At 53.4% G+C, this 13,139-nt stretch carries 10 protein-coding genes and 1 tRNA gene; 2 read left to right on the top strand and 9 right to left on the bottom strand.

Annotated elements, in window-relative coordinates; genetic code table 11:
- Positions 1-92 precede the first annotated feature (92 nt).
- The gene (locus tag AC1VYI_RS08330; protein ID WP_029740160.1) at positions 93-1,022 is read left to right on the top strand and encodes a formate/nitrite transporter family protein; all 930 of its coding nucleotides are present in this window, start codon (positions 93-95) and stop codon (positions 1,020-1,022) included.
- A gap of 75 nt (positions 1,023-1,097) precedes the next feature.
- Positions 1,098-1,169 (top strand) — tRNA-Arg (locus tag AC1VYI_RS08325).
- A gap of 49 nt (positions 1,170-1,218) precedes the next feature.
- On the opposite strand, the gene AC1VYI_RS08320 is transcribed toward AC1VYI_RS08325, so the two are convergent.
- The 9 genes from AC1VYI_RS08320 to AC1VYI_RS08280 all read right to left on the bottom strand — a co-directional run bounded on the left by AC1VYI_RS08320 (position 1,219) and on the right by AC1VYI_RS08280 (position 13,135).
- A complete protein-coding gene (locus tag AC1VYI_RS08320) occupies positions 1,219-2,550 on the bottom strand; it encodes a VasL domain-containing protein (protein WP_134867318.1) in 1,332 nt (443 codons plus the stop codon).
- A 103-nt stretch (positions 2,551-2,653) separates the two neighbouring features.
- Positions 2,654-3,124 carry a hypothetical protein gene (locus AC1VYI_RS08315; protein ID WP_226484106.1) on the bottom strand — a complete coding sequence of 157 codons (471 nt, stop codon included), beginning with the start codon at positions 3,122-3,124 and terminating at the stop codon, positions 2,654-2,656.
- Positions 3,125-3,138: 14 nt separating this feature from the next.
- Entirely contained in the window at positions 3,139-3,594 is a 456-nt protein-coding gene (tssE, locus tag AC1VYI_RS08310) for a type VI secretion system baseplate subunit TssE (protein ID WP_134867317.1), read from the bottom strand.
- Positions 3,594-4,139: a type VI secretion system lipoprotein TssJ gene (tssJ, locus tag AC1VYI_RS08305; RefSeq protein ID WP_226484118.1), complete on the bottom strand. Its 546-nt coding sequence runs from the start codon at positions 4,137-4,139 to the stop codon at positions 3,594-3,596. The genes tssE and tssJ overlap by 1 nt, the downstream gene beginning before the upstream one ends.
- Positions 4,117-5,202, bottom strand: a complete 1,086-nt coding sequence (gene tssG, locus AC1VYI_RS08300) for a type VI secretion system baseplate subunit TssG (RefSeq protein WP_226484122.1) — start codon at positions 5,200-5,202, stop codon at positions 4,117-4,119. Before tssG ends, tssJ begins: the two co-directional genes overlap by 23 nt.
- Positions 5,166-6,920: a type VI secretion system baseplate subunit TssF gene (tssF, locus tag AC1VYI_RS08295; RefSeq protein WP_134867315.1), complete on the bottom strand. Its 1,755-nt coding sequence runs from the start codon at positions 6,918-6,920 to the stop codon at positions 5,166-5,168. The genes tssG and tssF overlap by 37 nt, the downstream gene beginning before the upstream one ends.
- Positions 6,921-6,961: 41 nt before the next feature.
- Positions 6,962-8,563, bottom strand: a complete 1,602-nt coding sequence (gene tssA / locus AC1VYI_RS08290) for a type VI secretion system protein TssA (RefSeq protein ID WP_134867314.1) — start codon at positions 8,561-8,563, stop codon at positions 6,962-6,964.
- Complete coding sequence (locus AC1VYI_RS08285) at positions 8,563-12,018, bottom strand: ImcF-related family protein (protein ID WP_482879163.1); 3,456 nt, start codon at positions 12,016-12,018, stop codon at positions 8,563-8,565. Before AC1VYI_RS08285 ends, tssA begins: the two co-directional genes overlap by 1 nt.
- A complete protein-coding gene (locus tag AC1VYI_RS08280; RefSeq protein ID WP_482879160.1) occupies positions 11,915-13,135 on the bottom strand; it encodes a hypothetical protein in 1,221 nt (406 codons plus the stop codon). The genes AC1VYI_RS08285 and AC1VYI_RS08280 overlap by 104 nt, the downstream gene beginning before the upstream one ends.
- Between the last annotated feature and the right edge of the window lie 4 nt (positions 13,136-13,139).

Raw genomic sequence — 13,139 nt, 5'->3', positions numbered from 1 at the left:
TGTTGTCATTGCAGCCAAATTAAGAGCATCCCCACAGGCATCCCGACAAAAGCCGCTACGCTTAACAGAAAGATCAACCTCCGGGAGCAGATATGAAAGATGTAGGCGAAGAAAAAATTGGCGAGAGCACTGAGGAGCTTGAAATTGAAAGCGAGGAGAAGGCGCGCGGCGAGAAGATAGAAATTGATGAAGATCGCCTCCCCTCCCGCGCAATGGCCATCCACGAGCATATACGCCAGGATGGTGAAAAAGAGATGGAGCGCGACGCGATGGCCCTCTTCTGGTCAGCCATCGCTGCCGGGCTATCAATGGGCGCATCTCTTCTTGCGAAAGGGATATTTCATGTGCAGCTGGAAGGCGTGCCCGGTGGATTTTTACTGGAAAACCTCGGCTATACCTTCGGCTTTATTATTGTCATCATGGCCCGCCAGCAGCTGTTTACCGAAAACACGGTGACCGCCGTTCTGCCGGTGATGCAAAACCCCACACTCGGTAATTTCGGTTTATTGATGCGGCTCTGGAGCGTGGTCCTGCTGGGTAATATCATTGGCACGGGCATCGCGGCATGGGCGTTTGAATATATGCCGATCTTTGATGAACCCACCCGGGATGCGTTTGTGAAAATCGGCATGGACGTGATGAAAAACACGCCGGTCGAGATGTTCTCAAACGCCATCATTTCTGGCTGGATTATCGCCACGATGGTCTGGATGTTTCCTTCCGCGGGAAGCGCCAAAATTGTGGTGATCATATTGATGACCTGGCTAATTGCGCTGGCTGACACCACGCATATTGTGGTCGGTACCGTTGAAATCCTCTATCTGGTCTTTAACGGTACGCTTCACTGGAGCGATTTTTTCTGGCCGTTTGCCCTTCCGACGCTGGCGGGAAACATTTGCGGCGGAACGTTTATCTTCGCGCTGTTAAGCCATGCCCAAATTCGTAACGACATGTCGAACAAACGCAAAGCTGAGCTTAAGGCACGGGAAAATGATGATAAATCGACAAAAAAATCGACCTGAATGGTGACTCTTTGAGCAGTCAGGCGGCGATGCGCTTAACGCAAAGTGTAAATAAGGCTATACTCGTGCCGCCTCGTCCCCTTAGTTAAATGGATATAACGAGCCCCTCCTAAGGGCTAGTTGCAGGTTCGATTCCTGCAGGGGACACTTTACCCCCCCGCTTTTTCCAGTACATTCATTTGTCCACCGCCAGAATTCATTGAGCAGAAGAATCCTGTTTTATTTGAGCGTAACGCGTTGCCAGCTGCTTAAGACGCAACTCCAGTTGAGTCTTTTCAGCTTCGGGAAGCGCATCTCCTGCTGGGTGCTGCGACAGGCGCCTGAGTTGTTCTTCAGCCGGTATCGTCTGGTTGAATGACTGTATAGTCGAAAAAACTACGGATTTAAGCTCGCTTACCGTGATGTATTTTCCTTTTTGCTCGTCCAGGCTACTCAGCCGATGACTCAGCTGTTGAAGCGTCATCATTCCCTGATACCAGCTGTTCATTGCGTCGACAGGTAACGCTGCCGCGTTAAATTTTTGCTGCCACTGCATTGTGAGCGGTTTCGCCTCCTCCGGCCATAATGTCTGGAGCTGCTTTAACAGCTGAAGGCTGTAGGAAATATTCCAGTCAGGAGGCAGTTTATCCAGGCGGGCAAGCTGCTGCTGCGTGTCTGTGATAAACGTGGACGGTAAAGTACCTCGCAGTGTTAACGCGTTTTGCTGCACAGGCGTGAGCACTTCGGGTAACGGAGCCAGAGAGGCAAAAGCCTGAGTCGCCAGGGGGTCGGGTCTGGAAAAAGAAACCCATCCCCACGCCACAGCGATACAAACCACCAGCGTGGAACACATCCCGGCAAAAAAGAGCTTCCACTGTCTGACAGACACGGGGGCTGTCGTGCGATCCTCTCCATTCGGCTGATTTTCCTGATGCACAACATATACCCACTTCACCTCTTCGATCGGTTCGGCTTTATCCAGAGGCGATTCGCTATCGGGCTTCATGTTCACATTCAAATCGGACGTCTCATTACTGCTTTCCAGCCGTTCAGCATTTGAACGTATCAACGTTCGTAACGTATCGAGCTGGCTAAGGTGTTTAAGCTCAAGGCGCTGGAGCACCGCGCTCAGGCTGGTAAGTAACGCTTCAGCACGATAAAGCTCACTAAGATGGCTGCTGCTGAATGGATGCATACGCATGCGCTGCTGCAGGCGCTGGCTCAGGCCGCTAAGGATTTCCATACGAGCGTGTTGTGTCTTCGGCCATAAAGTTTCCCACTGGCGGCTAATCAGGGCCTCCAGAATCGCCAGCCCTTCATTCAGGCCAGCTAATCCAGACAGGTGAGTACGGGCAAGGGTGTACCAGGCTGCTGTCTGCAACTCCACACCGTTCTGTTCAAACATTGAGAGACAGAGTCTTTGGACATATTGCCAGTTCACATCAGGGCGAGCAGGATGTGTAAGCTTACTGAGTTCATCGCGGAGGGCGGCATAATCTGGCAGCGTACGCGGGTCGCCGCCGGTTTTTAACGTTATATGTGTGGTCATTCTGCAGGGCCTGCATATCCGTGTCGGTTAATATCGTCAGTTGATGTGTAAAGCAATTTTGCGTGTAGAAACGCAATGACTAATAAAGGAATGAATGTTATTGCTAGGGCAGCAGCGCTAAAATCAGACCGAAAAAAACACCTTCATCAAATAGTTGTCCTGACTGAGGTGATGTATCAGGGGGAGTAAAGATCCAGTCATATACACTCCCCACCCGCATGAACAGGCGTCCTTGAGAAATCGAGCTGTACCCGGAAAAAAAAGTCACCTCGACACAGCCTGCAACTCCCTGTCCATACAGGAATATCGGCATAAACTTAACCGCCCGGTTACCATAACGCAGGACGATACCGGAAATATCAAAAGCCCCACCCTCCACCAGCAGGTCCGGAACATATACCGCCAGTGCCTCTGCATTCAGTCCGGTATCTATCAGCCACGCGTCCATTTGATCCTGAAGCTGAGCCATTCGCTGGCGAAACGCTGCAATATCAGCCTGACTCTTGCTAACTGCGGGAACAGGTGAAGGTTGTCGCGCCTGCAGCTTCTTCAGGAACTGTGATTTTACTGACATGGTGTTATCTGACCTTATATACGGGGTGTTGTGTCGAGATACTGCTGTTGCCTGAGATGCCGCAACAGGACCCGTCCTTCGGGCATAAACTCAGTCCCGTAGCGCACCAGGCCAATCCCTTTAAGTTCAGCGTCAATGGCATAGCGCAGCTCGCCGGGAATGTTCTGATCCAGCAGAACAACGTCTATTTTTTTCAGGCGTGGCTCATATTTGAGCAGAACGGCAGACAATGTGCCCATGAGTTCATGAGCCGCTCCGGGCATGCCCTGCAGGATTTTCGTCATGTCGGGCAGCCCGTAATCAGGCAGATGCGCCAGCGTGCCGGCGCGACAGTTGAGAACGCGCTGCATATTGTCCAGAACCGAAAGGATGACCTGATTTTCTTCACTGACCTGTTTAAGGTCGAGGCCACCGCTGAAATTTCCGGTTAGCATTTCATACAGCGAAGGCGTGTTATGTCCCTGGGGCATCAGTCGTCCTTAAGCGGTTGCAGCGTCAGATGGTTCTCGCCGGCTTCAAGAATGCGCGGTTTATCGGGATCCAGATCGCTGCGCTTGATAACCTGCTTCCAGGTGTCGTTGGTCATGTCCGGATGGCGGAACAGCCCCACTACCGCGACAAACTGCGCCTCTTCTTCCATCGGCATATCAAGGCTCGCATCACCTCCCGGTTTTACCACGATATTACGACTGGCCAGCATGTCGTCTTTCAGAATGCTGGCATCATCCTGAAGCAATTGCTGATAAACCGTCTTATCAAAGGTTTTGCGGTCTTTGAGCTGGTAAACCCTGACCACGACAGGCTCAGACAGCGAGTTATTTTCGCGAGAGTCTGTGTTCAGAGCTTCGCGCGCGGTGAAATCCAGATGCAGGATTTTAATTTTTTTATAGAACACAGAATTAAGCGCCGATTTGGTACCGTCGGTAACGCTCTGCGTCACCCCGCAACCGGTCAGAATAAGCGCCATGAGAGGGATCATCCAGCGCGCGGTTTTAGTTAAATTTGTACGTGACACGTCGGTTTCCTTGTTGTGGTTTCGCGGGCTCCAGCCCGCTGTAATAGCCCAGTTCTGTCGTAAAGATTTCAGGAATGTCATCAGGATGGCTATCATCTTCTGCTCCCAGCACGCCGTTCATTCCCAGCCAGAAAGGGTTCTCACCCAGCGGGGGGACGGCCAGCAGTCGAACAGACGTCGTCAGGGTTATTCTGGCCTTAAACCGCCAGCCCAGATACACCCGCAGCATCACCAGAAAATCCATGAATAACTGGCCATCCGGTTTCCAGCCTTGCGCCTCCTGTTCGTTGTCCGTCGCAAGAGCAATCAGCAGCTGGCTGCCGGCATCCATCGCTTCGTCACCCAGCGGCGTATTGCCATCAAGCAGAAAATCTTCGTCACCGTAAAAACCCAGCGGCCTGTCGATCTCTACAGGCCGGAGACAATACGGACTCACCTGCACCGTCGTCTCGGGGGCCAGCAGGCTCACCAGTGCCTGCACCCCTTCCTGAGTTTTGCCCGGTTGTTGCAGAACTCCCAGCAGGGCCAGAAAGCGCGACACTGGCGTGGCAATGTGATTTGCCGTGCCCGGTATTCCAAGCCCCACCAGACCCAATAACGACTGTGAAATGCTGTCGGTTCCGCCGGGCTCAAACGTGGCGGGATAAGAGTATTTACGCCAGACGCGGTAAAACTGCGTCAGGATGCGATGACTGAAAATATCCAGAAACCCCTGCAGCGCCTCATGTCCTTCCCGGCGCTGGGTGATGTCATCGAGATACGCCGTTGGCAATGGGGAATCGACCCCGTACATCCCCATAAAGGTCGTGCGGATAACCGTCGGCTTGCTGTCATCGTCCTCATCATATTCGACAGCCTTCAGTTCACTGACCGGAAACCCCATTCCAGGGTGCGGTGCAAAGCGTACCGGGTCATCTGCGGGGTGGCTGGTCGATCCCATCAGCGGCCTGCCAGGATTGTTTTTCTCCAGCAGCTGACATAATCGATAGAAGTTAATGCGGTGAAGGTCGGCTTCCAGCCGCGGTGTCAGCCGGGAATGCGGCGGTTGTGCTTCTCTTCCCATTCCAGGCGCTCTCCGGTTGGTTGCAGGATAATAATCAGGCGGTTAAACAGATAGATGTCAGTGTAGAGCGCGAAGAAGCGGCTTAGCATCTCGCCGAACAAACAGATGTCGCCGCGCCCGGCAAAGCCGTGGCTGTCAAGCGTCACTTCAATCTGCACGCCGCGCACCAGGTAACCCTGCTCAAATCGCTCAGTTTCACTGTGCTTCACGTCGATGATGGCTTCCAGACGACGGCGGTTCATCTCGCCGTCGGTCCACTCGTACAGCGCGAGGGTACCGCGCAGCACGTCGGCGTTATCCATCATCGACAGGAATCCGCTGCCGAGGTGACTCAGCACGCGCCAGTGGAAGCGGTCTTGCGCAGGTGGATAACAGGGCAGTGTCGGTGCACACAGGTTGCGCACGACGATGCTGGCCGACGTAGTTTTCATCACCGTATCGAGCACGGTACTTTGCAACGCCCGTCGCGGCAGCTGGCCGTTGGTACCGGTGAGCGTCAACGATAAGCTTTCATCTTCCGGAACGGTGTGATTATCAAACGCTTCGCCACCCAGAATAAGCCAGGTATTGTACAGCCCTGACGAACCTCGCCGCACGCGGGTGTGGTAGTAATATTCCGGGGCTTCATGGCGCATCATTCCGCCTTTGTGACGAAAGCTTGAAAATGGTACGTAGGTATGCTGGCTCGATGACATCACCGAATCCACCGCATATATTTCGGTGTGCCCATCCTGCACGCGCATCGGGCGCAGCATGTATTCGGTCTGCAGAGAGTTAAGCGTCAGCGGGTCAGATTCGAGCGGGAACAGGTTAATCACCGGCACGCAGTTCAGGCGCAGGTGTTTTTCGGTAAAGTTAAAGTCATGCTCCCAGCGTTCTGCCAGCACCACGTCGATTTCAAACCAGGGAAGCTCAGCCGGGAAGTTGACGCTCTCCAGTCCATGCAGGCCAGTGAACATGAATTTTTCGCGAAAGGTGAAGTACTCCAGCAACAGCTGATATCCGCTAAAGCTGCTGTTGCCCTTCGGCCACAGGTCATCGTCATCGCCAAATCCCAGCGCGGCGAAGTACCCGTCGAGCGGTCTTCTGTCCATGTCACCCGGCATCCGTAGCCACAGGCGAGCAACATTCATGGTGAAGGCTTCGTGCATGGCGCAGGCGAGAGGTGCGTCAGCATTGAAGTAGAACGGGATCTGGCTGAGATCGACACGGCTCCAGTCCGCCAGATGGCTGCAGTTAAAGCGCAGGTTGATGACCGAACGCCCGTCAGGGTCAGTAGACAGGCGAGCGTGTTCCAGCGACAGCGGCTGGAGAGTTATCTCTTTAGTTGTGGTGTATCGGCAGCGCGTACCTTTTTCACCAATCGGCCGCGAGTTAATCTCGAAACCTTTGACAATACGCATATGCTCTTTCATTTCTCGCCAGTCAGGGGTGAACTCCACCACCGACATCGACGGTATGGTGCGCAGGTAATGCGGCCACAACAGGCTGACCAGCCCTTCGGTCAGTTCTGGAAGGTCATCATCAAGCTTCTGTCGAAGCCGCCCCATCAGGAAGGCAAAGCCTTCGAACAGGCGCTCCACGTAAGGATCGCGCGCGCCGGCTTTATCGAGGTTGAGCATTGCTGCCTGCTCGGGGTGAGCACGGGCAAACTCTTCACCGGCTTCCAGCAGGTAGCGCATTTCAGCGTCATAATAACGCAGGGTTAAATCGTCCATAAGAACCTGAATATTTGAATTTTAAAGGTAGGCCGGGCGTTTTACCCGCAAAGCACCGCACTGCTTGCCGGATCGAGCGCAATAAGACCGGCCAGAAGCTGGTCCATCTCAGACTGAAGCCGTGATTTATCGGTTTCACTGCGTGTGGCTTTCATGCGCAGCAACCGGAGGCGGCGCAATTTAACTTCAAACAACAGCGCGGGCATCCACTGCGTGAGGGTGATTGACTGAGCTGCACCATCAATTTCACCCAGCAGATGCAGGGCCAGTTCACTTTTGCCCTTCTGCTCCGCCACGCGAGCCATCAGCAGGCGCAGCAACCATTTGTCTTTCATGGAGTCCGTCCCCGGACGTGTCTGCAGCCAATGCAGTGTGGCATCCAGGCCATCCGTATCCGCTTTTTCCAGCGCTTCTGGCTCGAGGGCCAGAATGTCGTTGCCCGTCTCACTGACAGCACTGACCTGCTCATCACGCCAGCCGGACATATCGTCCAACACGCTCTGATTTATCCAGTTTAGCGTGACCTCATCAGCAAACGGCGTTCCGTCATTAAAGGCCAGCGTTTCAAGCCCGGTGAGGCGTCGCAGCAGCCCTTTCAGGTCGGCGATGATAATGTCGGCCAGCACATCCTGCCCCGACTTCACCAGAGCCTGATGGATATACCACTGCAAATCCAGCCAGAGGTGGTTGGCGCCACGCGAGAAGGTGCTGTCCGCATGTTCCAGTATCTCCAGCCAGCTCTGCTGCAGGTACAATCGTTTGAGCATTGCCCGCTGGTCAGCCCGCGGCGGTTCAATGCGCGTTTTCCCCTCAGCATCCGGCGCAGGGATCGCTCTCAGCGTGTCATGACGCAGGCTTTTCATCAGCCGGTGTGCGGGAAGCCATCCATCGGGTTGTTCACGCAAATACCCCGCCAGGGTACGGGCCTGAGTCAACAAATCCTGACCGGACGTGATGCGGCTCAGGGCTGGAGCGTCATGCTCTGTCGTGTGTACAGAGGTCTGTGACTGAGGGGTATTACTGGCGTTCTGTGGAACCAAAGCATCCATGCCACCGGCCTTCATCAGGCGGGACTCCAGCGCGCTGTAAAGCGCATTCAGATCCGGACAGGACGCTTCTGGCTCAGCGTCCAGACTGCTGTGGATGAGCAGCAGCGCACCGGTAGTGCGCATAGCATCGTCGCGTACCACTTCAGGCCATAAGGACAGACTATCAAGCAGACGAGAGCCTGCAAGCCACTCCAGCGCCGGTTTACGGCTTCGCTCCCGCTGCGGATAAAGCTGCGCTCCGTAGCGTTGCACTAATCCCGCCAGCAGTTCAAGCCCTTCGGCAAAGCCAGCTTCTCCGTCCTGATGCAGACGGGCCCAGCAGTAATAGGTCGCAATACGGATATCTTTGGCGGTGGTGGTCAGCAGTTTTTCGGCAAGCGTACAAATCAGCCCGGTATCGATGCCGGAGAGTTTATTGACCTCCTCTCTTATTCGCTGGAAATCATCGTCATATCCCGGCTCGTCCCCAGCAGGACGGGTATCGCTGATAGGGGAAAGCCAGGGATGCCAGCGTTCCGTGCGCGCCTGTGCCTGCTGCCGCAGCTCAGTTTCGTCCGCCTGGCAAGCGGCAACCAGATTCTGAAGAGTGTTCATTATTCGATTCCATCCATGTCACTGATTTCCTTATTGGCCATCAGAGCCTGTGCCGTGGCCGCGCTGTCAACGCTGAAAATCTGGTCCGGCAGCGTGAAGCCGCGCAGTGCCAGTAATGCCAGCGGCCCGCTGCCCAGCTGTGAACGCAACACCCACTGCAGCGTACTTCCATCCGGGGCGGTAAAACTCACCATCCACTGACTGCGGTCAAGCTGCTGCCGTTTGCCCTGATCCAGCCAGCGAATAAAGCCCCAGTTCCCTCGGTAATCCCCGAACAGACGCGCGCCTGCATTGACGGAGGTCCATGTCAGCATCGTTCCTGGTTTATAAGTGTCTCCCGGCCAGCGGAAGCTTTGCCAGTCAGCCATCTGGTTGAAGTAGTTCAGCTTTTGTCCATCAATTGTTAGCTGCGTCTCCACTACCCGCGGCACAGGACGCGCCTGCAGATCAAAGCTGATGCCCTGACTGCCATCGGTAAACAGAATGTCTGACAACTCGCTCAGCTGGTTAATGGCCCGCAGAAAGGCCGGGTTAAAGCTCAGCCCCTGGCTGTTGACCTTATCCGGTACCCACCGGCTGCCTTCTTTGTGAAGCACTCCATTGAGTTCTGTGGTCAGGAATCGATCTATGCGCCCACTGTCTTTACGGATGAACTCTGCCAGCATCGGCAAAGAGGCGTCACTCTTGCTCGCAGCGAACGGGAAGCGCCCGTCAAAGGCGGTGCGCCAGTTCGCCACCACGGAGCGGCTCCATTTGTCATTCAGGCTCGCTGCCGACGGCTGGAGTACGGTCTCCCAGGGCTGGGCCAGCGGCTGCATAAACATCGTGCTACCATAACCACTCCACTCTTCACCAAGGCTTGCCGAAATCAGACTGCCATATTGCTGGGTGTCGGTCAGATCCACACTTTTTCCCTGAAATACGGTCTGCGCCAGAGTTTGCATCATCTCCTGCGGATCTGAGGCGCTGGCCACCTGCTGCAGGCGAAGACGCACGCGGGTGATACGGGTCAGATACGTCTGCAGGCTCAGTGAGTTATCAGCCGACATGACGTTGCTGCCCGTGTTTTTGCCGAGAAGCTGAAGCAGCGGACCGAAAGTTTCATCCAGTGGTCCCTGTGGGCCTGTCGCAGACTGGTCAATTGCGGGTTTGTCTTTTCCACCAACCAGATCTTTAGCCGATTTGATAATGTAGTCCGAAAGGCCTTCGCTTTGCTGGCCGGTCTGCCCCTGCCAGGCTATGGTGTTCATCAGGGCAATCAGTGGAGACTGTCGGATATCACTCATTAGCGTCAACTGATCGGTCACATCGGCAATATTGTTTGCAGAATTCCAGCGCAGACTGTTAAGGAAGTTCAGCCAGCTGCCGGCAAAGTCAGTGAAGTAACGCTCTGTCAGGCGTGCTTTGAGCGCTTCCGGGGAGAGGTCCGCCGATACGGCTTTACGGGAATCGCTCAGCACCCAGTCGATTTCATCCCGGCGTGAATTTGCGGCCTTTTCGATAGCCTGCTGAATGCCACCTTCCCAGGCCTGGCGAGTGAACATGCCCGGCACTACTTCATCGGTGGTGAACAGCCGCCGCGCATCGGTTCCGCTGGTCATGTCTTCCAGAGACACATCGGCAAAGTTACGACGCACGGATTTGAGCATATTCTCGTACAGCGTGCTTTCAGCATTGCGGCGGCCAATCTGCTGTAACAGCACCTGGCGGCTCTGGCTGACCAGCTGTTCATCCGGCGTGATTTTCCACTGTGGCTGCTTGGGCAGTTCAGAGATATAGAAGGACCATAAATCCGGCGACAGGCTTTGCCACAGACTGGTGGAAACACCCATTCGTGTCGGCTGCACGGTTTTCATAGCTTGTGCATAAAACACGCCGTCGACTTTATCCGGACGGGCCATCATCAGCCAGGCTTTAAGCTGGTCATAACCCGGCCTCGCCAGCCGTGCACGCTGGTCGCTGTTGGGTGCAGAGTTGATCAGGGCTGTAAGCTCTTGCATCAGGACAGCATTTGCCGGGTCGCGTATTAACCGATTGTTCGCCACGCCGTACCAGGGCAGCATTGCGTTGAGCAACTGCTGATTATGGTCAAGACCGAAGCGCTGATACCACGGAGCACCGTCACGAACATGATGCTGCAGGCGACTCGCGTCATTGTGCAGGGCATGCAGGGCTGCCAACTGATAATCCGAGACCGAGGGATGCTTCACCAGATTGCGGGCCTGACCTGCCACAGAGGAAATCTGACTGTAGTTCAGGGCAAAAGAGAGCAACATCCCGACTCCCCAAATCCCGATGATGGTCATCAGTGTCCGGGCTAGAGTGCGCTCCAATGCCATGCCGACCCGGCGACCTCGCACGCGGGTACAATCATCAATAATCCTCTGCCAGGTTACCGGCAGCACCAGAGAATGCCGCCGTGATTCAGGGATGTACTTTTCTTCGCCTGCTGCTGTCGTGTCTTCGGTTTCTTCAACAGGCCTGTTCTGCGCCAGGCTGAACATCAGGCCACGCAACAGGATTTGTTGTTGAGTAGCATACAGCCACGGTGTCAGTTGCTGGACCCAGAGGCTGATGCCACCTTCTTTCAGGAATTGACCCAAACGCAGCAGAAAATCATTCTGCCGGTGTTCTGCAACCTGGCTGACGCCCTGAGCCCGCAATCCAGGCAGCATCAACTCAAACTGGCGGCTAATGTCGTCAGGTTTTGCGCGAAGTGGGAAGAAAGCACCCACGGCCTGTTCAGTACGGTGGGTTTGTACCCACTCACTGTCGCACAGTTTCCATAGCCAGACAGGCACAGCGTAACGCAATAATTCACTGATTTTTTCCAGTCCGCGTAAATCGTTGTCACTGATTTGTGGGGTCAGATTAAGCGACTGCGGCATGACGCGCACAATACCGTCCAGCGGGCGTCCGCGGCGCAGTTTGCGCAGCGCGCTGTATTTTTCCTTATCGGGCTCAGCAGTCAGACTGCCGCCGTAAATCAGAACGGTACGGTTACCTTCAAGCCACTGCCTTTCCCGCAGACCGGGTACCAGTTGTTCGATTGCCGCCTCATCGCCGGTGACCAGCAGCAGGCGAACCTTGCGACGCCAAAGGACGCCACAACGAAGCTTAAGATGATGTTTTAAATAAGTATAATCTCTGATGGTTGTGATCGCATCAGGAGTTGTTTTAGTTTCAGCACTTGAGGGTTCCGGTGGTAAATAAATGAGTTGCTTTTTTCTTTGCTCCCATCGCCAGTAAAAAGGAGAGCAAACAGTGCCTAAGAATAAAAAACCAAATCCCCCCCCCCAAACTGACCATATTTGGCGATGTGTTAATCCATATTTAAGCAAGATATCTTGATTAATAAACAGTAAAAACGCTGTTATACCAGCAAGTCCAATAATTAAAACAAGATACCCCCAAAATCCATAACGTGCCGGCTGTAATTCCTTTTCCTGAGTCATAAGTAAGTTTCCGGGTAATCAAACAAAGCAGTCTGGACTGAGGTGATGCCTGAATAATTAATAATTGGTTAGCTTCAGTCTTTTGAGCCGCGTCAACCAACAATGCGAGTGAAACAGGAAATACCATTTCACCAGGGGGGCCAAAAGAAAAATCAATAAAGTTAAAAGGATGTTTCTCTGGAAGTTTCCATTGACATCGATCGGCATACTGCATCAACTTTGAAGTAACTTCAGCATGAATACCTGAAAGCCAGACATGGCGTAAATCACTTTTATCAATTCGATTGTATTCAAAAAGCATTTCTAAATCTTTTTCAAGACTGTCATTTTCCACAGGCATAACACGACCTAATCCGGCAAGTACCGGTACAGCATGTCGTCTGGAAAAATTTGAGGATGATATAAGCTGGGCAGAGACCATTTCGCTGGATTGCCTCGGGATATCTGCCAACCAGCACTGGAAGCTAAGAACTAATATCAAACCATCAAAATCAACGTTGTCGTGGAGTTTTCCAATACACTCAACGGAACAATTTACTTCAGGAAGTAGATCCCATTGTGACAGAATAATCTGACTTACATTCTTTTTGTCCCAACCGGATGGTTGCAACACATAAATAATATGCAAAAATTTCCGATAACCAGGATACTGTTGCTCAAGCTGTTTGTCGATCGTATCAGACAAAACACGAAGGGAGCCCCAGGAATGTGACAACGACCTGACTTTATCCGGATATGCTGGAATATCAGACAGAGGCCCAAGAAAAGTCGCGGCCCCTTTTTCCTCAGGAGTAAGGATCACATTTCCAAGTACTGACAACTGCTGTCTGCTCCAGCGCTGCCATAAAGCCTTAGTTCTTTTAGTTTCTTCTTCCCAGGCAGAATGAGCGATCCTTGACTGCTCATAACGGTTTAGCGCTGCGCCAAAAAGACATAACCATATGAAAAACGCCGGAAGCAGCAGGAGAAATGCTACTTTCTTATATGCCTCCATTCCCCACAAAGAAAAACCAAAAACAGCACAAACGATTAACAGAGAAATAAGAACAATACCCCATCGCTTGTATGACAAACTGGCAATTGTACTTTTTTCGGGTACTTTGGGGATAGGCCACATAATA

It is taken from the genome of Enterobacter sp. QK-SA4 (assembly GCF_056856775.1).
The sequence above is the reverse complement of the archived record's forward strand: the minus strand, read 5'-3'. Positions and strand labels throughout refer to the sequence as shown.

Excerpts from the sequence above, each read along its gene's own strand:
- AC1VYI_RS08330 (WP_029740160.1), top strand. The coding sequence starts at position 93 with ATGAAAGATGTAGGCGAAGAAAAAATTGGCGAGAGCACTGAGGAGCTT.
- AC1VYI_RS08320 (WP_134867318.1), bottom strand. The coding sequence starts at position 2,550 with ATGACCACACATATAACGTTAAAAACCGGCGGCGACCCGCGTACGCTG.
- AC1VYI_RS08315 (WP_226484106.1), bottom strand. The coding sequence starts at position 3,124 with ATGTCAGTAAAATCACAGTTCCTGAAGAAGCTGCAGGCGCGACAACCT.
- tssE (WP_134867317.1), bottom strand. The coding sequence starts at position 3,594 with ATGCCCCAGGGACATAACACGCCTTCGCTGTATGAAATGCTAACCGGA.
- tssG (WP_226484122.1), bottom strand. The coding sequence starts at position 5,202 with ATGGGAAGAGAAGCACAACCGCCGCATTCCCGGCTGACACCGCGGCTG.
- tssF (WP_134867315.1), bottom strand. The coding sequence starts at position 6,920 with ATGGACGATTTAACCCTGCGTTATTATGACGCTGAAATGCGCTACCTG.
- tssA (WP_134867314.1), bottom strand. The coding sequence starts at position 8,563 with ATGAACACTCTTCAGAATCTGGTTGCCGCTTGCCAGGCGGACGAAACT.
- AC1VYI_RS08285 (WP_482879163.1), bottom strand. The coding sequence starts at position 12,018 with ATGACTCAGGAAAAGGAATTACAGCCGGCACGTTATGGATTTTGGGGG.
- AC1VYI_RS08280 (WP_482879160.1), bottom strand. The coding sequence starts at position 13,135 with ATGTGGCCTATCCCCAAAGTACCCGAAAAAAGTACAATTGCCAGTTTG.